Consider the following 23,305-nt stretch of genomic DNA (forward strand, 5'->3'; position numbering starts at 1 on the left):
CTGGCTACCGCCCGTGGAACTGGGGGGTGCGCTTCTCGATGAAGGCGCGCGGACCCTCCTTGGCGTCGGTGCTGCGGAACACCGCCGTGCCGATCGGGGCTTCCAGAGCGAACGCCTCGTTCTCGGCCAGGCCCTCGGTCTCCCGGATCGTGCGCAGGATCGCCTGCACCGCCAGCGGGCCGTTCGCGGCGATCATCCCGGCCAGTTCGAGGGCCTTGTTCAGGGCCTGCCCGTCCGGCACAACATGTCCGATCAGGCCCACATCCCGGGCCTCGGCGGCATCCAGCTGGCGTCCGGTCAGCAGTAGCTCCGCCGCGACGGCGTACGGGATCTGTCGCACCAGCCGGACGGCGGAGCCGCCGAGGGGGAACAGGCCCCAGCACGCCTCGGAGACCGCGAAGCGGGCGCTCGCCCCGGCCACGCGAAGATCCGTCGCCTGGAGGATCTCGGTGCCGCCCGCCACCGCCGGCCCCTCCACCGCGGCGATGAGCGGTTTGGTCAGTCGGCGACCCTTGAGTAGCGCGTCGATCCGGGAGAGGTCAGCGCCGTTGAACCGGTCACCGGGGTGGGACTGGGTCATCGCGCGGAGGTCGGCACCGGCGCAGAAGGCGCCCCCGGCCCCGGTGAGCACACAGGCCCGGATCTCCGGGTCGTTGTCCGCACGGTCCCACGCGTCCCGCATGATCGCGAGCATCTCGGGGGAGAGGGCGTTGCGGACCCGTGGCCGGTTCATCGTCACGATCAGGATTTGTCCACGTTGCTCCACGAGTGCGTGCGGCTGGTCGGCTGCCGATTCCACGGGCGCCTCCTTCGATGATTTTCAAGGCTTGTCAGCGACGATAACAGGTTCTACTTTTAAGCGATGGTGGCAAATATCGCAGACCTGTTTGAGCATGCGGTTGACGCCTTCGGTGACCGTCCTGCCGTGTGCCTCGGCGAGCAGGCGATCAGCTATCCGGAGCTGGAGGAGCGCGCCAACCGGCTGGCCCACTTCCTACGTGACCGCGGCGTACGCCCCGGTGACCATGTCGGCCTCTACGCTGGTAACTCGATCGAGGCCGTGGTGGCCATGATCGCCGTCTTCAAGGTGCGCGCCGCAGTCGTCAACATCAACTACCGGTACGTCGAGAGCGAGCTACGCTTCCTCTTCGCCGACGCGGAGTTGGCGGCGTTGATCCACGACCGCCGCTTCGCGCCCCGGGTCGCTACCGTGCTGGCCGGCGCCGCCGGTCCGCACACCGTGGTGGCTCTACCCGACGGCTCGGCGGAGGAGATCGGCGGGTACGGCGGCGTGCCGTACGCGGACGCGCTCGCCGCTGGCGACCCGGCTCGGGATTTCGGTGAGCGCTCGGCGGACGACCTCTACCTGCTGTACACCGGTGGCACCACCGGCTACCCGAAGGGGGTGCTCTGGCGGCAGGAGGACGTGTGGCGCGCCCTCGGCGGTGGCGTCGACTTCATGACCGGCATTCCGCTCGAGGACGAGTGGGCCCAGTCCGCCCGCGGCGCCCTCGGGACCGCGATGGTACGCCTCTGCATGGCCCCCCTGATTCACGGCAACGCGCAGTGGGCGGTGCTCGCCGCGCTCTTCGCCGGCGACACCGTGGTGCTGCTGTCGCGCTTCGACCCGGAGGAGGTGTGGCGGACGATCGAGCGGCGCCAGGTGAACGTGCTGGTGCTGATCGGCGACGCGATGGCCCGTCCGATCATCGAGGCGTACGCCGCCGGTGGCTACGACGGCTCATCGGTGGCTGCGGTCTCGTCCAGTGGTGCTCTCTTCTCCCCGGGGGTCAAGCGGCAGTACCTGGAGCTGCTGCCCGACGTGCTGGTCACCGACGCGATCGGGGCGTCGGAGACCGGTTTCATCGGGCTGGGAGTGGTCGCCGAGGTGCCCGGTGGCGCGGTGCAGGACCCGCGGGTCACACCCGGGCCGAACACGGTGGTGCTCGGCCCGGACGGGCGGCCGGTGCCGCCGGGCGGGGAGGGACGGCTGGCGAAGAGCGGTTTCCTCCCCCTCGGCTACTACAAGGACCCGGTCAAGACCGCCGCCCTGCTGATCGAGGTGGACGGTGTGCGGTACGCGCTCCCCGGTGACCTCGCCCGGCTTGAGGTCGACGGCACCCTCACGTTGCTCGGTCGGGGTAGCACCTGTGTCAACACCGGCGGTGAGAAGGTCTTCCCGGAGGAGGTTGAGGGGGCGTTGAAGACGCACCCCGACATCTTCGACGCACTGGTCGTCGGGGTGCCCGACGAGCGGCTCGGGCAGCGGGTGGCGGCGGTGATCCAGCCCCGGGCCGGCGGCACGCTCGACCTGGCGGCGGTGCGAACGCACCTACGGGAGCGGATCGCCGGCTACAAGGTGCCGCGGTCGATCTGGCTGGTGGCCGAGATCTCCCGCACGATCAGCGGCAAGGCTGACTACAAGTGGGCGCAGCGGCATGCGGAACAACACCCGGCCGCGGAGGTCAGCCATGCGGACTGAGCTGTGTGACCGGCTCGGCATCGCGCATCCGATCGTCGGCTTCAGCCCTTCCGAGCAGGTGGTCGCGGCGATCAGCCGGGCCGGCGGGCTGGGCGTGTTGGGCTGCGTGCGATTCAACGACCCGGAGGAGCTCGACGCGGTCCTCACCTGGCTCGACGAGGAGACCGAAGGCCGGCCGTACGGCGTGGACGTGGTGATGCCCAGCACCGAGCCGGCCGAGGGCGCTGCGGCTGATCTGGACGAGCTGATTCCGGCGGGGCATCGCGACTTTGTGGAGCGAACCCTGCTGCGCCTTGGCGTGCCGCCGCTTCGCGGCAACGGCGAGGACCAGGCCGGGGTGCTCGGTTGGCTGCACTCGGTGGCCCGCAGTCACGTCGAGGTGGCGTTGACGCACCCGGTCGGACTGATCGCCAACGCTCTCGGTTCGCCGCCGTCCGACGTGATCGCCCAGGCCCACGCGCGCGGGGTGCTGGTGGCCGCGTTGGCCGGCCGGGCCGACCATGCCCGTGCGCATGTGGCGAGCGGGGTCGATCTGGTGGTCGCGCAGGGGTACGAGGCCGGCGGCCACACCGGTGAGATCGCCAGCATGGTGCTGGTGCCGGAGGTGGTGGACGCGGTCGGCGAGCAGGTGCCGGTGTTGGCCGCCGGGGGCATCGGGAGTGGCCGTCAGATCGCGGCGGCGCTCGCGCTCGGCGCGCGTGGTGTCTGGATGGGCTCGGTCTGGCTCGGCACGGCCGAATACCAGAGCAGCTCAGCGCTGCGTACGGCGCTGCTCCAGGCCGGGTCGGCGGACACGGTCCGCAGCCGGATCTACACCGGCAAGCCAGCCCGGCTGCTGCGCAATCGGTGGACCGAGGCATGGAGCGACGAGGGGGCGCCTCGACCGCTGCCGATGCCACTCCAGAACCTGCTGGTGGCGTCGGCGCACAGCCGGCTGATGGAATCTGATGACCCGACTGTCGTTCCGATGCCGGTGGGGCAGATCGTGGGTCGGATGAATGAGGTGCGCCCCGCCGCCGACGTGTTGGCGGATCTGGTCGCCGAGGCGGAGGAGAGGTTGGTCCACCTCGGAGGGCTGCGCTAGGGGTTGGTCCCTGTGGGCTTGGGCAGGCAGGGATGGCCAAGTGGTCGTGGAAACTGCATCGTGTGGTGCCGAGGACGTTCCGTTTTCGGCACCATATTGACCACAAAGTAGAACGCGTTCTATTATTGGTCTCGTGCTTACTCAGCCGTTTTCCCACGCCATCGCGGAAGCCGAGCGGGTCATCACCGAGGCGGCCCACGTCCGCGGCCAACAGGACCTGCTCGAGGGCTACGACTACCTGGCTGGTGGCATCCGGAGCTCGATCCAGATGGCCTGGTCCTACGACCGCGAATTCCCCTACTTCATCCGCTCCACCGGCCCGTACACGAAGATGGGCCTCGACAATCCGGACACCCTCTACTTTCACGCGTGGCTCCACGACGACGCGGAGTACGTGGTGACCGGCCGTCGGGGCAGCACCGCCGACCTGAGCTTCCAGATCCTCGACGGTTCCTACTCCCCGGTCAACGTCCCGGGCAGCCTCACCGCCTTCGATGACCGTGAGATCGAAATCGCTGCCGACGGCACCTTCGAGATTCGGTTCGGGCCGGGGCTCTCCGGCCCGAACGCGTTCCCACTCGCCCCCGGCTCGGCCATGCTCGTGGTGCGCGAGGTGTTCAGCGACTGGGCGGCCGAACGCCCCGGGATGCTGCGCATTCACCGCCCCGATACCATCGGCGGGACACCACCGTCGCTCACCGAGGAGACCCTGGCCAAACGCTACGCGGTGGCCGGCAAGATCCTCACCGGTCGGATTCATACCTTCCTCGCGTTCGCCGAGCGGTTCTACCTGAACCTGCCGGTGAACACCCTGACCCCGCCCCGGCTCACCCCCGGCGGGCTGGCGACCCAATACTCCTCGGTGGGGCACTACCAACTCGCCGAGGACCAGGCCATGGTGATCACCGTGCCGGTCTCCGACGCGCCCTACCAGGGCATCCAGCTGGGCAGCATGTGGTACATCTCGCTGGACTACAGCAACCACCAGACGAGCCTCACCGTGCCCCAGGCCCGGATCGATCCGGACGGCATGATCCGATACGTGATCAGCGAACGCGACCCGGGGGTGGCAAACTGGCTGGAGTGCACCGGCCACGATCGGGGCTACGTGCAGCTGCGTTGGCAGCGGCTCTCGCACGCGTTGACCGCCGCGGACGGGCCGCAGGTGGAGGTGGTCGCGGTGGACGCCCTACCCAAGCAGGTGCCGTACTACGAGCCGATCGGGCAGGCGGCGTGGCAGGAACGCATCGCCGCCCGGCAGGCCGCGACCGCGGCCCGGATGCTGGGTTGAGTCGTGTTGCTCGCGGAGAAGATCGTTGTGGTGGCCGGGGTCGGTCCCGGGCTGGGCCAGGCCATCGCGGTGCGTGCCGCGCAGGCCGGCGCCGACGTGGTGCTCGCCGCCCGCACCGAGTCCTTCCTCACCGAGGTCGCCGGCAAGGTACGGGCGGCGGGTCAGCGGGCCCTGACGGTGCCCACCGACCTCACCGACGGTGAGTCGAGCGCCGCGCTCGTGCGGGCCGCCCTTGCCGAGTTCGGCCGCGTTGACGTGTTGGTCAGTAACGCCTTCGAGATGCCGCCGATGCGCGGTCTCGGGAAGGTCGAGTTGGCCGACCTGCGGTCGAGCTTCGAGGTCAACGTGCTGGCGGCGCTGCGCCTGACTCGGCTGCTGACGCCCGCGTTGGTGGAGTCCGGCGGCGCCGTGGTCATGATCAATTCTGCCGTGCTGCGCCACTCCCGGCGGGCGTTCGGCCCCTACAAGCTGGCCAAGGCCGCGCTCCTCGCCGCCGCGCAGAATCTCGCCAGTGAGCTCGGGCCGAAGGGCGTGCGGGTCAACTCGGTGGCACCCGGCTGGATCTGGGCCGACAGCCTGCGCCTCTGGTTCGACTACCAGGCGAACCAGCGGGGCGTGCCGCCCCAGCAGCTCTACGACGAGGTCGCTGCCACCACCGACCTGCGCCGGCTGCCGGTGCCGGACGAGGTCGCCGACGCCGTGCTGTTCCTCGGCTCCGGCCTGGCTCGGGGCATCACCGGCCAGTGCCTTGATGTCAACTGTGGCGAGTTCCATCACTGACCCCGGGAGCGAGCATGAGTAGCACCCGTACGGACGTCGGCACGATCGAGGACCTCCACGCCTCGGCGACCCGGCTCACCGGGCTCGACGACTTCGGCGACGACGACTACCGCGAGGGGATGGGCGAGCTGCTCGCCGCGTACCGGAACGAGGCGGCCCTGACGCCCACCGGTAGCAAGGTCTCCCGGGCGTTTCTCCGCGCGGCCTTGGTGTCCCGGCTCCTCAGCGAGGCCGCGTGGCGGCAGTTCCCGGAGTACGCCGAGGTTCCGGTCACCCGTCCGGTCTTCGTGACCGGCCTGCCCCGCACCGGGACCACCGCGCTGCATCGGTTGCTCACCGCCGACCCCGCACACCAGGGGCTCGAGCTGTGGCTGACCGAGGCCCCCCAACCCCGCCCACCGCGCGACACCTGGGAGTCGAATCCCGGCTACGCCAGCCTGCAGGCCGGCTACGAGCAGTACCACGAGACCAACCCGAGCCTGCGGGGTGCGCACTACACCGCGGCCGACCAGGTGGAGGAGTGCTGGCGGTTGCTGCGGCAGTCCATGCTGTCGGTCTCCTTCGAGTGCCTGGCCTACCTGCCGAGCTACTCGCGGTGGTTGAGTGCGCAGGACTGGACCGCTGCCTATCGGCGGCACCGGCGCAACCTCCAGCTCATCGGCCTGCACGACCCAGATCGCCGCTGGGTGCTGAAGAACCCGAGCCACCTGTTCGCCCTCGACGCGCTGCTCGCCGTCTACCCCGACGCCGTGGTGATCCAGACTCATCGCGCGCCGCGGGAGGTGGTCGCCTCGGTCTGCAGCCTCAACGCGCAGGCGTGCGAGGGCTGGTCGGAGTTGTTCCGCGGGGAGGTGCTCGGTGGGGCGCAGGCGCAGCTCTGGTCGCGTGGGCTGCGGCGGTTCATGGCCGACCGCGAGCGACACGATCCGGCGCACTTCATTGACGTCTACTACGACGACTTCGTGGCCGACCCGATCCGGGTGGTGGAGACGATCTACGACCGGTTGGGGGTCCGGTTGACCGCTGCCGGGCGCTCCGCGATGCTCTCGCTGCACCAGCGGCGAGAGCGTCCCGCGCACCGCTATCACCTGGCCGATTTCGGGCTGACCCCGGCTGCGGTGGATGCTGCCTTCGCTTAGTGGTTGAGCGGACTGAGCGCGATACCGAGGCTGAATTTATTCTACGAACTGTAACGTGTTCTACCCTTCCCCGGGAAGGGTCGGGTCGGCGCGGGACAGCGTATCTCGGGTCGACCAGTCGATTGTTTGCGGGTTAACATCGGTCGATGAAGCCCCTTGATTTCACCGGTCGTGCTGTGGTCGTCGCCGGGGGGACGCGAGGCGTCGGTGTCGCGATCGCCGCGGCGTTCCCCCGGCCCGGTGGCCGGCGACGCGGGCCTCCAGTTGGACCCGGCGGCGATGGCGCGCGCCGTACCCCTGGGGCGACCCGCGACGCCGGCCGAGGCCGCCGGTGTCTGTCTGCTGTTGGCCTCTCCGCTGGCCTCCTATGTGACCGGGGCGGCGGTGGCAGTGCACGGCGGTGGTGAGTGGCCGGGCTATCTCCGGGACCTGCGCGGCCCTGCCGCTGATCAAGAAGGGTGATCCGGGGTTTGGTCGGCGACAGTGACTTCTGGCGCGGCAACCCGCAGGGCTGCCAACTCCATCCGCATCTCGCATCGGGGGCGTCGTAATTGGTAACGCGGTAATTCGATCTGGCCAGCTATGGCTGTTGTGGTGCCTGTAGTCCAAGGAGGAAAGGGGACGAGAATAACGCCCTCCGAGGGTGGGGGGTGGAGACTTTGGTAAAGTCCATTTAGTCCAGCCCGGGAGGGCGTTTCCACGTTCTCAATTCGCCGTCACATAGAGTTTTCGTGAAGGGGTTGAGATGGCCGGGTTGTAGTGTCGCCGGTTGGGAGGGGGTTTTGGGTGCAAGGGAGCGTCACATTCGCCACAAGGAAATCTTCATGCAGGATACCTGCCCTAACGGAATTGTGAGCGACACCGCATATGGCCCCAAATATTTTGGGCGGTAGGGCGGGCGTGACGGTATATGTTTCATTAACAATCGTACCCTGAATATCGGTATAGATTACCATTGTTACCGAAATCGGATCAGCTAAACCATCGCGCCCGGCAAAGAAGGTGTAATGTTCGGGGATCGAATCATGGTGCATATAGCAAAGTGTAAGGTATGTGGGGGGGAACGAGTCAGTGCATTTCCAGTCCTCCAGTGGGGCGGTGGCGGGCGCTGGGCTGGGTGTTGACGGTGTGTTGAGTGCGGACGCTGGGCTGGGCATCGACAGCGCGCCCAGCGCGGTGGTCAGCGTCAGTGCTGCCAGTCCGATTAGTTTACGCAACGAGGGCCTCCGTTGTCGGCGGGAATCCACTCCTATGTGGATCTCTCCGAAACATACCACATCAAGCACTGTGGACTGAAGTGTCTGTTGTGGAGAGATTCGGGTCGCCATGCCCCGTTGTGTGTTCCGCAGGCGGCCAACACGATCATGCGAGAACAGCCCGGTGGCGGTGGCATCATCATGGTCGGGAGTGTCAGCGGCACCCGTCCGTCGCCGGGACCACTGCGGGGGTCAGTCCTGGTGCGTGTCCGCGGTGGTCCCAGCTGACCACTCGTCGCGGCTCGACCAGATAGGCCGTCCGCTTGGCCGCCGCGTGCGTGACGTAGCCGTCGAGCGTCGCGGCCAGTTCACCGGGTGGCAGGTCGTCCACCGGCAGCGGGCTGGGCATCCGCGCCGCGACCAGGCGGCCGACAGCGGTCACCCACGCCAGATCGTCGATCCGGGTGACCTCGCCGGTCACCCGCACGCCGCGCAGGTCGAAGTAGTCGTCGCCCTCCTCCACCAGGCAGGTCACCCGTGGGTCGCGGGCGAGGTTCCGGGCCTTCTGTGAGGCGCGGTAGGTCCAGCAGGCGATGCGCCCGCCGTGTATCGCAGCCGCAACGCGCAGGCGTGCGAGGGCTGGTCGGAGTTGTTCCGCGGGGAGGTGCTCGGTGGGGCGCAGGCGCAGCTCTGGTCGCGTGGGCTGCGGCGGTTCATGGCCGACCGCGAGCGACACGACCCGGCGCACTTCATTGACGTCTACTACGACGACTTCGTGGCCGACCCGATCCGGGTGGTGGAGACGATCTACGACCGGTTGGGGGTCCGGTTGACCGCTGCCGGGCGCTCCGCGATGCTCTCGCTGCACCAGCGGCGAGAGCGTCCCGCGCACCGCTATCACCTGGCCGATTTCGGACTGACCCCGGCTGCGGTGGACGCTGCCTTCGCCTAGCTAGTGGATTTTGTGGATCACCTCGTCGGCGAAGCGGCGGATGCCGTCCCGCTTGGCGGCGAGGTCGCCGTCGAAGCCGACGCCGTAGAAGCGCCAGGGCATCACGATCGCGTCGGTCACGCCGGCCTCGGCCTGTTGCTGGAAGCCCGCCAGGCCGAATCGGTCGACGCAGACCGCCTGGATCTCGAACGGCTGGTCGGCCCGGTCATACTCGACGCGTAGCCGGGCAAGCCGGTCGATCGTCGCGCGCAGCTCGTCGAAGCGCATCATGGCGGAGGACCAGCCGTCGCCCAGTCGGGCCGCGCGGCGCAACGCCGCATCGCTGTGGCCGCCCACGTAGATCGGGACCTGCGCGGTCGGGGCCGGGCTCATCTGTAGCCGGCCGAAGTCGAAGTGTTTGCCGTGGTGCTCCACCATCCCACCGCCCAGGATCAGCCGCAGCACCTCAATCGCCTCGTCGCCCCGCGCGCCCCGGGCGGCGAACGGCGAGCCGCACCAGAGTGACTCCTCCGGCGACCAGCCCAGCCCGACGCCGAGCCCGAACCGGTTACCGGTCAGGTTCGCCACCGACCCGACCTGCCGCGCCAACAGGACCGGGTTACGGGGACCGAGTTTGAGCACCTGGGTGTAGAACCGGATCCGGGTGGTGGCGGCGCCGAGCGCGGCAGCGGTCACCAGCGGGTCGGCCCAAGGCGTCTGCGCGTCCCAGAACCGGCTGCCGTCCGGCGTGTACGGGTACTTGGCGCTGACCTCTTCGGAGTAGAAGAGCGAGTCGGGGAGGGCGATGGCCGAGAAGCCGCACTCCTCGGCGGTTTGCGCCAGGTCGGTGAGTTGGTCGAGCGGACTGAGTGCGATCCCGAGGCTGAACTTCATCTATGAACTGTAACGTGTTCTACTTGGTTGTGGCAGGGCCCTGGATGGGCCTGGTTGGGCTGGTTTCGGGGTCGACCGGTGAACGTCAGACGGTTAACATCAATCGATGGATCCTCTCGATTTCACCGGTCGTGGTGTGGTCGTCACTGGGGGGACGCGGGGGATCGGTGCCGCGATCGCCGCGGCCTTCCTCGCGGCGGGTGCCCGGGTTCTGGTCTGTGGCCGGACCCCACCGTCCTCGGTGGTGCCCGACTTCGTGCCGGCTGACGTCCGTGACCCCGCGCAGGCGGCCGCCCTGGTGGCGGCGGCGGTTGACCGGTTCGGTCGCCTCGACGTGGTGGTGAACAACGCCGGTGGGGCGCCCTCGGCGGTGGCGGCCAGCGCCTCACCCCGGCTGCACGCCAAGATTGTGGAGCTCAACCTGGTTGCTCCGTTGCATGTTGCGCAGGCGGCCAACACGGTCATGCAACAGCAGCCCGGCGGCGGGGTCATCATCATGGTGGGGAGTGTCAGCGGCACGCGTCCATCACCCGGTTCCGCCGCATACGGCGCCGCCAAGGCCGGACTACATCACCTGGCGACGAGCCTGGCCGCCGAGTGGGCGCCGGCGGTGCGGGTGAACAGTGTCGTCCCCGGTCCGGTGGCCGGCGACGGGGGCCTCCAGTTGGACCCGGTAGCGGTGGCGCGCACGGTTCCCCTGGGGCGACCCGCGATGCCGGCCGAGGTGGCCGGCGTCTGTCTGCTGTTGGCCTCCCCGCTGGCCTCCTATGTGACCGGGGCGGCGGTGGCGGTGCACGGTGGTGGTGAGTGGCCGGGCTATCTCCGGGACCTGCGCGGCCCTGCTACTGATCAAGAAGGGTGATCCGGGGTTTGGTCGGCGACGGTGACTTCTGGTCTGACACCCTCCGGACCATCAACTCCATCCCGGTCTCATGCGGGGTGCCGTAGTTGGCAATGCGGCGCTTAGACCTGGACAGCTATGGCTGTTGTGGCGCCTGTAGTCCAAGGAGGAAAGATCGAGAAGTGCCCTCCGAGGGTGGAATGCGGCGGCTTTGACAAGTCCCCATCAGTCCATTTCGAAGGGCGCTTCATGTTACCGATCTGCCGTCACCAAAATCCTTTGTGAGGGCTCAGTTGGACGGAGAGCAATTAACCGCTACCTCGGCGGCCGAGGCTCCGTTCCTGGATGTTTTTACCGTAAAGTATTCACCGTTGGTGTTGCATGTATAGTTGAGAAACAGGCCCACGGAAGGGGGTTCGATCGTTACCTCGCGGCTATCGAAGTCCCCTTGAAGGTTACTCCATACGTCTACTTTCAGCGTATCGCCAAAGGCTTCGTCGTGGCTGATGTTAAAGTAGATCTGACCGGCGGACTGAGTGTGGCAGATTTGAATTTTGTTGACAGAGTTGGTGCAGTCCTGCTTCTCCGTCAAGGTGGTGGCGGATGCTGGGCTGGCCATTGACAGCGTGCTGAATGCGGCGGTCAGCGTCAATGCTGCCAGCCCAATCAATTTACGCAACGAAACCTCCACGGTTGGAAGAAAATCCCCGATATGGGGTGATTTCCTGACCGTAGCACGGGTGGATTTTAGGTCCGCAACCGGCGGTGGTCCCAGCTGACCACCCGCCGTGGCTCCACCAGATAGGCAGCCCGCTTGACCGCCGCGTATTCGACATAATGGTCGAGCGCCACGGCTACCTCACCAGGCGGCAGATCACCTGCCGCCAGCGGGCTGGGCATCCGCGCGGCGATCAGGCGGCCGACCGCGGTGACTCCCGCCAGATCGTCGATCCGGGTGACCTCGCCGGTCACCTGAACGCCGCGCAGCTCGAAGTAGCCCTCGCCCGTCTCCACCAGGCAGGTCACCCGTGGGTCGCGGGCCAGGTTCCGGGCCTTCTGTGAAACGCGGTAGGTCCAGAAGGCGATGCGTCCGCCGTGCATCGCGTAGAACATGCTGACCAGGTGCGGTGTGCCGTCCCGGTTGACCGTCGCGAGTTGGAGCTTTCGACCCTGGGCCAGGTGTTCCTCGACGTCCGCGGGTGGCATCGCCACCGTGGTGCGCTGGTTCACGACTCCTCGCCCTCCGCGTCGCTACCCGGGCCGGGTGCGGCCGTCGCTCGATCCAGCGAGGTCATCTCAGTACCCCGGTCCGGACAGTAGCCCGCCGTCGGCCACGAACTCGGCACCCGTGGTGTATGACGATTCGTCGGAGGCGAGGAACGCCACCAGTCGCGAGATCTCCACCGGCTCGGCGAGTCGGGCGATCGGCAGCGAGGTGAGGAAGGCGCCCGGGTCGCTGGCGGGCATGGTCTCGGCGGCGGCCAGCGCCATCGGGGTCAGCACGCCGCCGGGGTGGACCGAGTTGACCCGGATGCCGGCCGACCCGAGCTCCTGGGCCGCAGACCTGGTGATGCCGCGGATCCCGAACTTGCTGGCGCTGTAGGCCGAGAGGCCGGCCGCGCCGACGAAGCCCTCGATCGACGACACGTTCACAATCGATCCACCGCCGGCCCCCGTCATTGTCGGCGCCACGGTGTGGATGCCGAGCCAACAGCCGGTGAGGTTGACGTCGATCACGTGGCGGAACTCGGCTGGGTCCATCGTGGCGATCGCCGCGTGCCGGAAGACGCCGGCGTTGTTGACCAGAACGTCGATTCGGTCGAACGCCGCCAGCGTGGTGGCGACCGCGGCAGCCCACTCGTCTTCGCTGGTGACGTCGTGGTGCACGTAGCGGCAACGATCATCACCGAGGCTGTCGGCGAGGGCCGTGCCGCGGTCGTCGAGGACGTCGCCGATGACCACCCGGGCACCCTCGGCGACGAACTGCCGGGCATGTGCCTTGCCCATGCCGCGCGCGCCGCCGGTAATGAGCGCCACCTTGCCGTCCAGCCGCCCCATCAGCCCCTCCTGCCAAGCGCTTGCTTGGGAGCATAGCATCGACGAGTCACCAACGCCGCAACAAAAGCGGCCGCCGCGGGCTGCAGCCCGCGGCGGCCGTGGACGATCGCGTTGTCGCCTGACCTCCCGAGGACTCGTCAGGGGACGAGGACCACCTTGCCGATGTTGCGACGCTCGCCGATCCGGCGGTGCGCCGCCGCGGCCTCCTCGAACGGAAACACCTGGTCGATCCGGGGCTTGATCGCACCCTCGCGCCACAGGTCCAGCAGCGCGGTCAGCTCCTCACGCAGCAGGTCGGTGCGCTCCCACAGGTGCCCCAGATTGACGCCACTGACCGTGTGGTTGCGGTCCATCATCCCGTACGGCGTCAGCAACGGCACGCCGGTGAGCTGACCGACGAGCCGGCGAAAGCTGCGTCGCTCACCGGTGGACAGGTTGGCGAAGCCATACGCGATGAGCTGCCCAACCGGCCGGAGCAGGCTCATCCCGCGCTTCCAGTCGCGACCGCCCAGGGAGTCCAGCACCAGGTCGAGGCCCTCGCCGCCGGTGAGCTCCCGTACCCGGGCGACGTAGTCCTCGGTGCGGTAGTCGATGGGATGGATGCAGCCCTCCTCGCGGAGCACGGCGTGCTTGGCCGCCGAGGCGGTACCGAAGGTGACCACTCCCGGTACGGTGCGACACAGCTGCAGCACCGCGGTGCCGACCCCGCCTGCGGCCATGTGTACCAGGACGCGGGCCTCGGGGCGAAGGTTCGCCACCCGAAAGAGCATGTGGTAGGCGGTGAGGTAGTTGACCGGGATCGCGGCTCCCTCGATGAAGTCGAGGCCGTCGGGCATCGGGAGCACCCGCGCCGCGGGCACGCAAACCGTGTCGGCGTGGCCGCCGAAGCGCACCAGGGCCAGCACCCGCTGCCCCACCTCGAGGTCGGTGACCTCGGCGTCAACGGCGTCCACGACCCCGGCCACCTCGTACCCCACCACGGACGGTGGCTTCGGAGCGTCCGGATACAGCCCCTGCCGGGCCATGACCTCGGCGAAGTTCAGCCCGCAGGCGCGGACCGCGATTCGCACCTCACCGCGACCCGGTTGCGGATCGGGGGTTTCCCGTACCGCAAGGACCTCGGGCCCACCCGGCTTGGTGATCCAGACAGCGCGCATCGGTTCCTCGACCTCCAACGTTTACGCCGACTACTCCGCCGGCGGCCATCCGCTCGCCCGGGTGTTGGCCACCTGGGCTACCCGGGCGAGGCGGTGACCGCCGAAGGTCAGCGTAGGGGGTGCTGGTGGGCCCGAGACGGCTGCCGTCAGTCGCGGGACGCCTCGGCGATGTCCAATGCGGCCAGGTAGCCGAAGGTCATCGCTGGACCGAGCGTCGACCCTGCTCCGGCGTAACCCTTTCCCATGACGGCCGCGCTCGCGTTGCCGGCGGCGTAGAGACCGGGAATGACCGTGCCGTCCTCCCGCAACGCCCGGCCCCGCTCGTCGGTTCGGATACCGCCGTTGGTGCCGAGGTCGCCGGGGACGATCCGCATCGCGTAGAACGGTGGCAGCACCAGCGCGGCCAGGCAGGGGTTCGGTTTGTTGGTGGGGTCGGCGTAGTAGTGGTCGTAGCTACTGTCGCCCCGATGGAAATCGGTGTCGCGACCGGCCTTTGCGAGGGTGTTGAAGCGGTTGACGGTGGCGCTCAGGGTCGCCGAGGGGACGCCGATCTTGTCGGCCAGGCCCTTGATGGTCCAGTCCCGGACCAGGGCGCCGGAGTCATACCAGTCCTTCGGATAGGGCAGTAGCGGTGGGAGGTCACGGAACAGGTAGCGGTTGCGGTACCGCTGATCCGTGATCATCCAGGCCGGGAAGGCGTCCTGCGCGTACATGGTGCGGACCACGTCGCCGTAGGGGGCGGCCTCGTTGACGAACCGCTCGCCGGCCGGGTTGACGAAGATGTTTCCCGGCAGCGTGCGTTCGGAGAGGCAGAAGTAGGGGCCGGTCGGCAACGGGATCATCGGCCCCCACCAGGCGCTGTCCATGAGGTCCAGCGCGGCGCCGGCCTCGGCGCTGGCCCGGATGCCGTCCCCGGTGTTCGATGAGGCGCCGACGGTCCAGTCAGTGCCGGTGGGAGCTTCCTGGTACTGCTTGCGCATCGCCTCGTTGTGCTCGAAGCCGCCGGCCCCGACGATGACTCCGCGCCGGGCGGTGAGGAGGACCTCCTCGCCGTCCCGGACCACCCGTACCCCGGTGACTCGCCCCTCGCTGACGACCAACTCGGTCAGGGGGGTGTTCAGCCAGACCGGTACGTCGGCGGCGAGCAGGCCGGCGCGCAGCCCGCCCGCGAGCGCCTGGCCCATGGTGATCGGCTTTTCTCCCCTGGCCCATGCCGCCAGGTAGCGCTGGACAATCTCGGTGGCCGTCGTCAGCCCGCGCGGGTGGCGGGCGATGAGGGCCAGCCACTTGTAGTCGACGTCCACGACCACCGTGCCGGGCGGAATGGCCATGTAGGGCGCGTTCAGGGCGGCGTACTCGGCGCCGAGGACATTGGCGTCGAGCGGTTGCGGCTCGATCGACCGACCACCGGCCAGGCCACCGGGTAGTTCGGGGTAGTAGTCGGGGTAGCCCTCCATCCAGGCGAACCGCAGCGGTGTGTGCTCCAACAGGAAGGAGATCATGGCTGGCCCGGCCGACAGGTACGCCTGCAGGCGTGCGGCGGGGACCTCGTCCCCGACGACCGCGGCCAGGTACTCGGCGGCCTTGGTCGGAGTATCCGGCACTCCGGCATCGAGGAGCACCTCGTTGTTGGGTATCCAGATTCCCGCCCCGGAGCGGGCGGTAGTGCCGCCGTAGACATCGGCTTTCTCCACCACAACGGTCTGCAGGCCGCGTTTCGCCGCGGTAAGCGCACCCACCATGCCGGCCGCGCCGGCACCCACCACCACTACGTCGTACTCGACCACGGTCGTCATCGGACCCCCAGCCCAGCGGAAACAGATGGTAGAACACGTTACTGTATTTAGATCGGGGCCGGGAGGTATCGCATGCACATACTTCAATCAATGTATTGATCTTGCTCTGCGTCAACCGTCGATCGCGGTGCTGCCCGGCCCGGACCGCCGCGAGCGACGGGGACGCGACCGAGCCGGCACCGGGAACGGTGTCATGATGGCCGTTAACCGGTCGAGAACGAGGTGCACGACGGTGACGATGAGTAGATTGAACTACGAGCGTTGGCGCAGCCACCACCCCATGCAGGAGCAGCGGGACGCCAGTCCCTCCCTGCTGGACCGGCGGGACGCGATAGCAGAGTTGGGAGATGCCTTACGCGACCTGGTCGAGCAGGCGGTCACCACGGAGATTCCGGCAGAGCAACTCCGTCAGGTCACCGCCGACCTGCGCCGAGCGGCTCGACCGTTGGCCACGCGTGAGCGGGAGGTGACGCGGATACCGAGCGCTGACGACCTGTTGGGTGGAGTCCGGATGTACAACCCGGTGACCGGCGTCGGCAGTGCCCTGGCCCCGCCACTGCGCATCGACCTGGTTGACGGGGTCGCGGTCGGCGCGTGCACCCTTGGGCCGGCCTTCGAGGGGCCGCCCCGGTACGCCCATGGCGGAGTCAGTGCCCAACTGCTGGACCAGCTACTCGGCTATGTGGCGAGTGCCACCGGCAACGCGGGGATGACCGTCCGGCTGGACACCCGGTATCGGGCACCCATCCCGTTGCGTACGCCGCTGCACCTGACGGCCCGGGTTACCGCCGTGAACGGCCGGAAGACCACCGCCCACGGCGGCATCGCGACCGCTGCCCGCCCCGACGACCTCTTGGTCGAGGCGACCGGGGTGTTCGTCGCGCCCCGACCGGAACAGTCCTGGCGGCTCTTCGGCACGGCACCGTACTGGGAGGCCGGCAATCCCTCCGTCGAGTACGACTGAGCTGCCGTGGCCCGCGGAGCTGCTGGCGGAGGCGGCCTCGGAGCCTGACTATGCCACGACGCCGGTGCGGCAGAGGAGCATGAGTTGCTGGAGGGTGAGCTCCTGTGTGTGGGCGGCAGCGTGGCTGCTGGCCCAGCCGAATACGGTCTCGGCTGGTTGTTGGTTTGGCGTGCCCGGGGTCACGTCGTAGCCGTCGGAGGCGACGATCTTCTCGATCATCCTGGCAAGTTCGGCCGGCCCACTGCCCGGGTAGCCGGTGCTGTAGCCGGCGGTCTGCTTCTCGGGCAGGATGTGCAGGGTGCCGCGGTCGGTGCGGGCCCAGACCATGTCGGCCTCGCGGTCGATGATCAGGGCGGTCAGCTGCTCCCCGTCGGGAAGCGCGAGGGGAGCGTAGGTGTGATGGTCCCAGTGCTCGTGGTTGCCGGTGACTGTCCGATAGTGGTGCACGGCGACGGGCAGCCAGGTGATCGGATCACGGAAGGCGCGCCAGCAGAGGCAGCCGTCACCGGCGACCGCGGAGGGAGAGTCGGGGTCGTCATAGACGCAGGGATGCCAGAGTTGGGGCGCCTCATCCGGGGCGACGAGGGTGACGTGCAGGGCGTCTGGAGCGCAGGGTGTGAGTCGGTCCCGCCACTCGGCCGCGTATCGGCTGGCGTAGGTATCAAGCTGCCGGCCGGCGTTGATGGCGCCGCCGGTGTACGCCGGTGGTTCGATGTAGAGCATGAAGTGCCAGTAGCCCCGCTCTGGGCTGTGGGTGAGATGCAGGTCCCGGTCGTGCTGGTAGGTCATCGTGGATGCTCTCCTGTCCTTCCCGGCGGATACCCTGCATCGGCAACGCTGGGCCGGCTTCCGGTCAGCGGACCCGACGCGGCAGGCCCGCCAGCGGAGACCTCAGCCCGCCCGGCGCCCCGGAGCCCTTGGTGTGCCGCCGACCTTCGCCCCAGCACCGTAGGACAAGCTGAGTGACTGCGCCACCACCTAAGGTGAGTATCTGTCGAATGCCGGGAACCGGACCCTTTCATCCCGGTGGACCGGGGTCGGTGTCGTTCGCGGCCCGGTGGCGACGGGCTACCCGGCTATGCCGCCCTATCCGTCAGCGCAGCAACAGGCGGGCAGCGAGTTCGAGGTGCTCGTGCACGTCGTTGGCCGAGGCGCGCCGGGTGACCCAGGCGACCAGGCTGGAGAGCCAGACATCGCCGATGACGCGGGCCTTGGCTCGGTCGTCCGCCGATGGCTGGCCGTCCTGCATGGCCAGGATGAACATGTCTTCCATGAGTCGGGCGACGGCGTTGACCTCGGTGGCGGCGGTCGGGTCGGCGAACATGAACGCCCGGGTCATCGCTTCGGTGAGCATAGGGTCGCGCTGCATGGCGCGGGTGACCCGGCCGAGGACGAACGCGGTCCGCTCGTGTGCCGTCTCGCCTGGAATGGCGGTGCGACGGAGTCGATCCTGCGTCCGCTCGAACTCCCTGGCCAGGGCGGAAACCAATAGGTGGATTTTGGAGGGGAAGTAGCGGTACAACGTGCCGAGGGCGACGTTGGCGTGTTCGGCGACGGTGCGCATCTGCACCGCATCGTATCCACCCCTGGAGGCCAGGATGAGGGTGGCGTCCAGGATGCGCCGTCGGCGTTCTCGCTGCGCCGCCGACCCCTGCTCGGTGTCGGTCAGGCTGCCCGCGCCCGGGCTTTTGGTATGTGTTCTCGACGCCACCATCTTGCCTTCCGTGATCTTGGTCGAAATTGGCAGCGGCCATGCCATCCCAAGTCTAGCAACGGCGGGCACCGTGCGCTCGGTACGGCTGGCGGTAGTTAGTAGAACGTGTTCTACTGTCGTGAGGTGTTTGGAGTGGGGGAGGGTCGATGCCGATCGCGATGACTACCGACCAGTTGGCGCTCCAGGACGCGATCCGGCAGTGGGCTGCCGGTGCCAATGTCCTCGCCACCGTACGCGCGCTGGAGAACGGCCCGCCCGCCGCGGCCGACCGGCACTGGGCCGGCCTCGCCGGCCTTGGCTGCTTCGCTCTGGCCGTGCCGGAGCAACTCGGTGGTGACGGTGGCCGGGCCGGCGAGCTGGCCGCCGTGCTGGAACAGCTCACCGTCGCCCTGGTCCCCGGCCCGGTCATGCCCACCCTGCTCGCAGCGCTGACCCTCGCGTCCACCGGGCCGACACCCGTCGCGAAAAGCCTGCTGCCGGACCTCGCGGCCGGCAAGATCTCGGTCGGGGTGGCGTTCACTCCAGGAGCATTGACGGCCGTGCCGGTAGCCGGGGGAGCCTACCGGGTGGCCGGGCAGGTCAACGCCGTACTCGGTGCGGGGAGCACCACCCACCTGATGTTGACCGCTGGCACCGAAACCGGAACGTTGTCGTTCGTGCTCGATTCGGAGCATGAAGGGGTTCACCTCACCGCACGTACGCCGGTGGACTTCTCCCGGCCCCTGGCCGACGTGCGGTTGGCGGAAGTGCTCGTCGAGCCCGATCGGCTCCTGCCCACACCCGGGCCGGACCGGCTCCGCGACTGCGCGGCGCTGCTGGCTGCGGTGGAGGCGGCAGCGGTGGCCTCCTGGTGCCTGCGCACCGCCACCGAGCATGCCAAGGTGCGGCGTCAGTTCGATCAGGCGATCGGGTCGTTCCAGGCGGTCGGGCACCTCTGCGCCGGGATGCTCTGCCGGGCGGAGCGGGCCAACGCGGTGGCCTGGGACGCGGCCCGCGCCTACGACCAGGCGCCGGAGGAACTTCCCCTGGCCGCCGCCACCGCCGCCGCGATCGCTCTGGACGCCGCCGTCGACAACGCCAAGGACTGTATTCAGGTGCTCGGCGGGATCGGGTTCACCTGGGAGCACGACGCCCACCTCTACCTACGTCGAGCACTTGCCCTACGGCAGCTACTCGGCGGCGGTACCCGATGGCGGCAGCGCTGCGCGGAGTTGACGTTGGCCGGGGCGCGTCGGCAGGTGTGGGCGGTTGGCGACGAGTACCGGGCCGCAACGGAAGCGACACCATCGTCGTCCGGAGCGGAGCGGGACGTCGACTCCGCGGACCGGTTGGCGGTACGAGCCCAGCTCCGGGCGATCGCGCAGCTTCCCGAGGCCGAGCGCCGGGCCCGGTTGGCGGCCGTGGGATACCTCACGCCACACTGGCCCGCGCCGTACGGGCTCGATGCCGCGCCTGCCCGGCAACTCCTCATCGACGAGGAGCTGGACCAGGCTGGCATCACCCGTCCGGACCTGGCGATCGCCGGCTGGGCCGTCCCCACGATTCTGCGCTACGGCAGTGCCGCCCAGCGGGATCGGTTCGCCGGCCCGTCCCTGCGTGGCGAGCTCACCTGGTGTCAGCTCTTCAGCGAGCCGGAGGCCGGTTCGGACCTGGCCTCACTGCGCACCCGGGCGAACCGGGTGCCGGGCGGTTGGCGGTTGTCCGGCCAGAAGGTCTGGACGTCGCTGGCGGCCGAGGCGGACTGGGCGATCTGCCTGGCCCGCACAGATCCCACGGCGAGCAAGCATCGTGGTCTGACCTACTTCCTGGTAGACATGCGCAGCACCGGCATCGAGATTCGCCCGCTGCGCGAGATCACCGGGCGGTCGGTCTTCAACGAGGTCTTCCTGGACGACGTCTTCGTTCCCGACGAGGGTGTGGTGGGCGAACCAGGACAGGGCTGGCGGCTGGCCCGGGCGACGCTCTCCTACGAGCGGGTCGCCATGGGGCGCGGCCCCGGATTCGGTGCCGACGTCGATCGGCTGGTCCGGATGGTGGGGGCGGGTGGAGTCGCCAGCGAGCCGGGGATGCGGGAACGCCTGGGTGGCCACATCGCGGACGGTCTCGCTGTATCCCTGGTGGAGTGCCGGGCCACGCTACGGCAGCTCGGTGCAGGTGGCGGTGGGCCAGAGTCGGCGGTGGCCAAGTTGATCGGGGTCAGCCATCGACAGGCGGTGGCCGAGACCGCGCTGACGCTCTGCGGTCCGGACGGTGCGGCGGCCGACGGCGCGGGTGTGGAGCCGGTCCACCACTTCCTCCTCACCCGATGCCTCAGTATCGCCGGCGGAACCACCCAGATCCTGCTCTCCCTGGTGGCCGAACGGGTTCTCGGCCTGCCCCGGGCAACCGCGGGCTGACTGTGGATCAGGCCAGTCAACGGGGGACGAGGGAGGGAACCGATGGAGGGCACTATCAACGCCGCCGTGGAGCGGATCCGGGCTGCCGGCGCGGGGCCGGCCCGGCCGGCCCGCGATCCGGTCAATCTACCGATGATCCGGAACTGGCTGGAGGCGATCGGCGACCGCAATCCCCGCTACGAGCAGGAGGGTCTGGCACCACCAGCAATGACGCAGGTGTGGACGATGCGCGGCCTGCATCCGGCCGCGGATCCCACCGATCCGCTCTCGGCCATCTCCGCCGTACTCGATCAGGCCGGGTTCACCTCGGTGGTGGCGACGAACTGCGAGCAGACGTACCACCGGTATCTGCGCGACGGCGAACGGGTTGAGGTGCGCAGCCGGCTGGTAGATGTGAGCGGACCAAAACGCACGGCGCTCGGCGAGGGCTGGTTTGTCACCACCGACAGCACCTGGTACGTCGGTGCGGAGGCCGTGGCGTCGATGACCTTCCGGGTGCTCAAGTTCCGGCCGCCGGGCTCCACCGCGGCCGCTCCGGCGTCCGAGCCGGCTCCGGTGGCGACGTCCGAGCGGGCCCCGGCGGCCGTGTCCGAGCCGGCTCCGGCTCCGACGGCGGCTGACGTGCTCCGGCCGGTCGTCACCCGGGACACCGCCTTCTTCTGGGCCGGCACCGCCGCCGGCGAGCTGCGCATTCAGCGGTGCGACGGTTGTGGTCAGCTGCGACATCCGCCGGGGCCGGTCTGCCGACAGTGCGGGGCCGACCGCCAGGACCACCTGGTCGCCCGCGGTACGGGTGAGGTCTTCAGTTTCGTGGTGCACCGGCACCCGCCGGTGCCGGGGCGGCGGTTGCCGATCGTGGTCGCGTTGGTGGAGCTGACCGAAGGGGTACGGATGGTGGGCGAGTTGCTCGGCGCAGACCCGGCACAGGTGCGGATCGGCGCCGCGGTCCAGGTCGACTTCGTACCGGTGGACGCCGAGCTGACCCTGCCGGCATGGCGGCTGCTGCCATGAGCGTGGCGGTCGGCGTCGTCCTGCCGGAACTGCGGATCCCGGTCACCCCGACCTTCGTGGTCAGCACCGCAGTGGCCACCCGGGACTTCCAGGATGTGCACCACGATCGGGACCAGGCTGTTCGGCGGGGCTCGAAGGACATCTTCCTCAACATTCTGACCACTACCGGACTGGTGCAGCGGTACGTGACCGACTGGGTGGGAGCGACAGCGATGGTGCACCGCATCGCTATCCGGCTCGGGGCGCCCTGCTACGCGTACGACACGCTCGTCCTGACCGGTCAGGTGACGCAGGTGTCGTCCACCGGGTATGTGGTGGCCGTGGTGGGGCGGGTTGCCGGGGGCGATCACGTCACCGGGCAGGTTGAGGTCGGGAGGCTTCCGTGATCTCGGGAAGAGCGGCGATCGTCGGGGTCGGTGAGACGGAGTTCTCCAAGGACTCCGGCCGCAGCGAGCTCCGGCTGGCGGTGGAGGCGGTCCGTGCCGCACTCGCCGACGCCGGGCTGGCGCCGGCCGATGTCGACGGTCTGGTGACCTTCTCCATGGACAGCACCGCCGAGGTCGCCCTGGCCCGGGAGATCGGTGCCGGGGAGCTACGCTTTTTCAGCCAGGTCGGCTACGGCGGCGGTGCCGCCTGTGCCACGGTGCAGCAGGCGGCCTTGGCGATCAGCGCCGGGATGGCGCGGGTGGTGGTCTGTTACCGCGCGCTCAACGAGCGCTCCGGCCGCCGCTTCGGCCGGGTGTCTCGGGACGTCTCGAGCGCACCGACCAGCTCCGGCGTCGACAATGGCTGGCACTACCCGATGGGGTTGGGCACCCCGGCCGCCACCGTGGCCATGGTCGCCCGGCGCTACCAGCACGTCTTCGGAGCCACCGGGGAGGACTTCGGCCGGGTGGCGGTGGCTGCTCGCCGGCATGCCGCGACCAACCCGCGAGCCTGGTTCTTCGAACGACCGATCACCCTCGCCGACCACCAGGCATCCCGGTGGATCGCCGAGCCGCTTCGGCTCCTGGACTGCTGCCAGGAGAGCGATGGAGCGGTCGCCGTGGTGGTGGCCGGCGTCGAGCAGGCCGCCGATCTGCGGCAGACCCCCGCGGTGATTACCGCTGCCGCGCAGGGCAGCGGAGCGGACCAGTACATCATGACCAGCTACTACCGCGACAACCTGACCGGGCTACCGGAGCTTGGCGTGGTCGGGCGGCAACTCTGGGAGCAGTCCGGTCTCGGCCCCGACGAGGTACGGGTCGCGGTGCTGTATGACCACTTCACCCCGTACGTCCTGATGCAGTTGGAGGAGTTGGGGTTCTGCCCGCCGGGCGAGGCACGACACTTCATCGCTGACGGCGCGATCGAACTGGGCGGTCGGCTCCCGGTCAACCCGCACGGCGGACAGCTCGGCGAGGCATACATCCATGGGATGAACGGCATCGTGGAGGCGGTCCGGCAGATCCGCGGAAGTTCGGTCAACCAGGTCGCCGGAGCTGGCCCGGTGCTGGTGACCGCCGGCACCGGCGTACCCACCAGTGGCCTGCTGCTCGGGCCTCCGGACCTCGGCAACGGCGGGACCTGAG

General features: G+C 69.0%; 20 protein-coding genes and 4 pseudogenes. 14 read left to right on the forward strand and 10 right to left on the reverse strand.

What is annotated here, in order from left to right:
• Window positions 1-4 precede the first annotated feature (4 nt).
• Window positions 5-799 carry a crotonase/enoyl-CoA hydratase family protein gene (locus T398_RS09070; RefSeq protein ID WP_496445888.1) on the reverse strand — a complete coding sequence of 265 codons (795 nt, stop codon included), beginning with the start codon at window positions 797-799 and terminating at the stop codon, window positions 5-7.
• A gap of 63 nt (window positions 800-862) precedes the next feature.
• Between T398_RS09070 and T398_RS09075 the strand changes: the two genes are divergently transcribed.
• The 7 genes and pseudogenes from T398_RS09075 to T398_RS09105 all read left to right on the forward strand — a co-directional run.
• The gene (locus tag T398_RS09075) at window positions 863-2,482 is read left to right on the forward strand and encodes an acyl-CoA synthetase (protein WP_496445889.1); all 1,620 of its coding nucleotides are present in this window, start codon (window positions 863-865) and stop codon (window positions 2,480-2,482) included.
• Entirely contained in the window at window positions 2,472-3,566 is a 1,095-nt protein-coding gene (locus tag T398_RS09080; protein ID WP_496445890.1) for an NAD(P)H-dependent flavin oxidoreductase, read from the forward strand. The genes T398_RS09075 and T398_RS09080 overlap by 11 nt, the downstream gene beginning before the upstream one ends.
• A gap of 133 nt (window positions 3,567-3,699) precedes the next feature.
• Complete coding sequence (locus T398_RS09085) at window positions 3,700-4,857, forward strand: hypothetical protein (protein ID WP_496445891.1); 1,158 nt, start codon at window positions 3,700-3,702, stop codon at window positions 4,855-4,857.
• A gap of 3 nt (window positions 4,858-4,860) precedes the next feature.
• Window positions 4,861-5,637, forward strand: a complete 777-nt coding sequence (locus T398_RS09090; RefSeq protein ID WP_496445892.1) for an SDR family oxidoreductase — start codon at window positions 4,861-4,863, stop codon at window positions 5,635-5,637.
• A gap of 14 nt (window positions 5,638-5,651) precedes the next feature.
• Window positions 5,652-6,776, forward strand: coding sequence for a sulfotransferase family protein (locus T398_RS09095; protein ID WP_496445893.1), 1,125 nt, complete (start codon window positions 5,652-5,654; stop codon window positions 6,774-6,776).
• Between the two features lie 231 nt (window positions 6,777-7,007).
• Window positions 7,008-7,238, forward strand: a pseudogene (locus T398_RS09100) (SDR family oxidoreductase); the annotation flags it as partial.
• An 866-nt stretch (window positions 7,239-8,104) separates the two neighbouring features.
• Window positions 8,105-8,212 (forward strand): annotated as a pseudogene (locus T398_RS09105) (SDR family oxidoreductase); the annotation flags it as partial.
• Here the strand turns inward: T398_RS09105 and T398_RS09110 are convergent.
• Window positions 8,187-8,585 (reverse strand): annotated as a pseudogene (locus tag T398_RS09110) (pyridoxamine 5'-phosphate oxidase family protein); the annotation flags it as partial. The pseudogenes T398_RS09105 and T398_RS09110 sit on opposite strands and share 26 nt — an antisense overlap.
• Here T398_RS09110 and T398_RS09115 point away from each other — a divergent pair.
• Window positions 8,586-8,924, forward strand: a pseudogene (locus T398_RS09115) (sulfotransferase family protein); the annotation flags it as partial. It abuts the pseudogene before it with no gap.
• Here T398_RS09115 and T398_RS09120 read toward each other — a convergent pair.
• Window positions 8,925-9,797, reverse strand: coding sequence for a TIGR03619 family F420-dependent LLM class oxidoreductase (locus T398_RS09120; RefSeq protein WP_496445894.1), 873 nt, complete (start codon window positions 9,795-9,797; stop codon window positions 8,925-8,927). It lies immediately after the preceding pseudogene.
• Between the two features lie 106 nt (window positions 9,798-9,903).
• Here T398_RS09120 and T398_RS09125 point away from each other — a divergent pair, with 106 nt between their 5' ends.
• Window positions 9,904-10,659 (forward strand): SDR family oxidoreductase, encoded by a 756-nt coding sequence (locus tag T398_RS09125; protein ID WP_496445895.1) that lies wholly within the window; start codon window positions 9,904-9,906, stop codon window positions 10,657-10,659.
• 268 nt (window positions 10,660-10,927) lie between these two features.
• On the opposite strand, the gene T398_RS09130 is transcribed toward T398_RS09125, so the two are convergent.
• The 5 genes from T398_RS09130 to kstD all read right to left on the reverse strand — a co-directional run bounded on the left by T398_RS09130 (window position 10,928) and on the right by kstD (window position 15,649).
• Window positions 10,928-11,317: a hypothetical protein gene (locus T398_RS09130; protein ID WP_496445896.1), complete on the reverse strand. Its 390-nt coding sequence runs from the start codon at window positions 11,315-11,317 to the stop codon at window positions 10,928-10,930.
• A 68-nt stretch (window positions 11,318-11,385) separates the two neighbouring features.
• Window positions 11,386-11,868: a pyridoxamine 5'-phosphate oxidase family protein gene (locus T398_RS09135; RefSeq protein ID WP_496445897.1), complete on the reverse strand. Its 483-nt coding sequence runs from the start codon at window positions 11,866-11,868 to the stop codon at window positions 11,386-11,388.
• 66 nt (window positions 11,869-11,934) lie between these two features.
• Window positions 11,935-12,696, reverse strand: a complete 762-nt coding sequence (locus T398_RS09140; protein WP_496445898.1) for a glucose 1-dehydrogenase — start codon at window positions 12,694-12,696, stop codon at window positions 11,935-11,937.
• A gap of 137 nt (window positions 12,697-12,833) precedes the next feature.
• Window positions 12,834-13,853, reverse strand: a complete 1,020-nt coding sequence (locus T398_RS09145; protein ID WP_496445899.1) for a synaptic vesicle VAT-1 family membrane protein — start codon at window positions 13,851-13,853, stop codon at window positions 12,834-12,836.
• Window positions 13,854-13,999: 146 nt separating this feature from the next.
• Window positions 14,000-15,649, reverse strand: coding sequence for a 3-oxosteroid 1-dehydrogenase (kstD, locus tag T398_RS09150; RefSeq protein WP_496445900.1), 1,650 nt, complete (start codon window positions 15,647-15,649; stop codon window positions 14,000-14,002).
• Between the two features lie 280 nt (window positions 15,650-15,929).
• On the opposite strand from kstD, the gene T398_RS09155 reads away from it, so the two are divergent.
• Window positions 15,930-16,613 carry a PaaI family thioesterase gene (locus tag T398_RS09155; RefSeq protein ID WP_496446024.1) on the forward strand — a complete coding sequence of 228 codons (684 nt, stop codon included), beginning with the start codon at window positions 15,930-15,932 and terminating at the stop codon, window positions 16,611-16,613.
• A 48-nt stretch (window positions 16,614-16,661) separates the two neighbouring features.
• On the opposite strand, the gene T398_RS09160 is transcribed toward T398_RS09155, so the two are convergent.
• Together T398_RS09160 and kstR are read right to left on the reverse strand one after the other, a co-directional pair.
• Entirely contained in the window at window positions 16,662-17,402 is a 741-nt protein-coding gene (locus tag T398_RS09160) for a hypothetical protein (RefSeq protein WP_496445901.1), read from the reverse strand.
• 304 nt (window positions 17,403-17,706) lie between these two features.
• The gene (kstR, locus tag T398_RS09165; protein ID WP_496445902.1) at window positions 17,707-18,327 is read right to left on the reverse strand and encodes a cholesterol catabolism transcriptional regulator KstR; all 621 of its coding nucleotides are present in this window, start codon (window positions 18,325-18,327) and stop codon (window positions 17,707-17,709) included.
• A 146-nt stretch (window positions 18,328-18,473) separates the two neighbouring features.
• Between kstR and T398_RS09170 the strand changes: the two genes are divergently transcribed.
• The 4 genes from T398_RS09170 to T398_RS09185 are packed head-to-tail and all read left to right on the forward strand — an operon-like array spanning window position 18,474 to window position 23,304.
• Complete coding sequence (locus T398_RS09170; protein WP_496445903.1) at window positions 18,474-20,723, forward strand: acyl-CoA dehydrogenase family protein; 2,250 nt, start codon at window positions 18,474-18,476, stop codon at window positions 20,721-20,723.
• A 42-nt stretch (window positions 20,724-20,765) separates the two neighbouring features.
• Window positions 20,766-21,734, forward strand: coding sequence for a bifunctional MaoC family dehydratase N-terminal/OB-fold nucleic acid binding domain-containing protein (locus tag T398_RS09175; RefSeq protein WP_496445904.1), 969 nt, complete (start codon window positions 20,766-20,768; stop codon window positions 21,732-21,734).
• The gene (locus T398_RS09180) at window positions 21,731-22,120 is read left to right on the forward strand and encodes a hotdog family protein (RefSeq protein WP_496446025.1); all 390 of its coding nucleotides are present in this window, start codon (window positions 21,731-21,733) and stop codon (window positions 22,118-22,120) included. The genes T398_RS09175 and T398_RS09180 overlap by 4 nt, the downstream gene beginning before the upstream one ends.
• Window positions 22,117-23,304 (forward strand): lipid-transfer protein, encoded by a 1,188-nt coding sequence (locus T398_RS09185; RefSeq protein ID WP_496445905.1) that lies wholly within the window; start codon window positions 22,117-22,119, stop codon window positions 23,302-23,304. The genes T398_RS09180 and T398_RS09185 overlap by 4 nt, the downstream gene beginning before the upstream one ends.
• The last annotated feature ends 1 nt before the right edge of the window (window position 23,305 follow it).

The sequence above is a fragment of the Salinispora goodfellowii genome (assembly GCF_059570675.1).

Bases quoted from the DNA above. Each gene is read 5' to 3' on its own strand.
- T398_RS09075 (WP_496445889.1), top strand. From the start codon at position 863: ATGGTGGCAAATATCGCAGACCTGTTTGAGCATGCGGTTGACGCCTTC.
- T398_RS09080 (WP_496445890.1), top strand. From the start codon at position 2,472: ATGCGGACTGAGCTGTGTGACCGGCTCGGCATCGCGCATCCGATCGTC.
- T398_RS09095 (WP_496445893.1), top strand. From the start codon at position 5,652: ATGAGTAGCACCCGTACGGACGTCGGCACGATCGAGGACCTCCACGCC.
- T398_RS09120 (WP_496445894.1), bottom strand. From the start codon at position 9,797: ATGAAGTTCAGCCTCGGGATCGCACTCAGTCCGCTCGACCAACTCACC.
- T398_RS09125 (WP_496445895.1), top strand. From the start codon at position 9,904: ATGGATCCTCTCGATTTCACCGGTCGTGGTGTGGTCGTCACTGGGGGG.
- T398_RS09140 (WP_496445898.1), bottom strand. From the start codon at position 12,696: ATGGGGCGGCTGGACGGCAAGGTGGCGCTCATTACCGGCGGCGCGCGC.
- T398_RS09145 (WP_496445899.1), bottom strand. From the start codon at position 13,853: ATGCGCGCTGTCTGGATCACCAAGCCGGGTGGGCCCGAGGTCCTTGCG.
- kstD (WP_496445900.1), bottom strand. From the start codon at position 15,649: ATGACGACCGTGGTCGAGTACGACGTAGTGGTGGTGGGTGCCGGCGCG.
- T398_RS09155 (WP_496446024.1), top strand. From the start codon at position 15,930: ATGCAGGAGCAGCGGGACGCCAGTCCCTCCCTGCTGGACCGGCGGGAC.
- T398_RS09160 (WP_496445901.1), bottom strand. From the start codon at position 17,402: ATGACCTACCAGCACGACCGGGACCTGCATCTCACCCACAGCCCAGAG.
- kstR (WP_496445902.1), bottom strand. From the start codon at position 18,327: ATGGTGGCGTCGAGAACACATACCAAAAGCCCGGGCGCGGGCAGCCTG.
- T398_RS09170 (WP_496445903.1), top strand. From the start codon at position 18,474: ATGCCGATCGCGATGACTACCGACCAGTTGGCGCTCCAGGACGCGATC.
- T398_RS09175 (WP_496445904.1), top strand. From the start codon at position 20,766: ATGGAGGGCACTATCAACGCCGCCGTGGAGCGGATCCGGGCTGCCGGC.
- T398_RS09180 (WP_496446025.1), top strand. From the start codon at position 21,731: ATGAGCGTGGCGGTCGGCGTCGTCCTGCCGGAACTGCGGATCCCGGTC.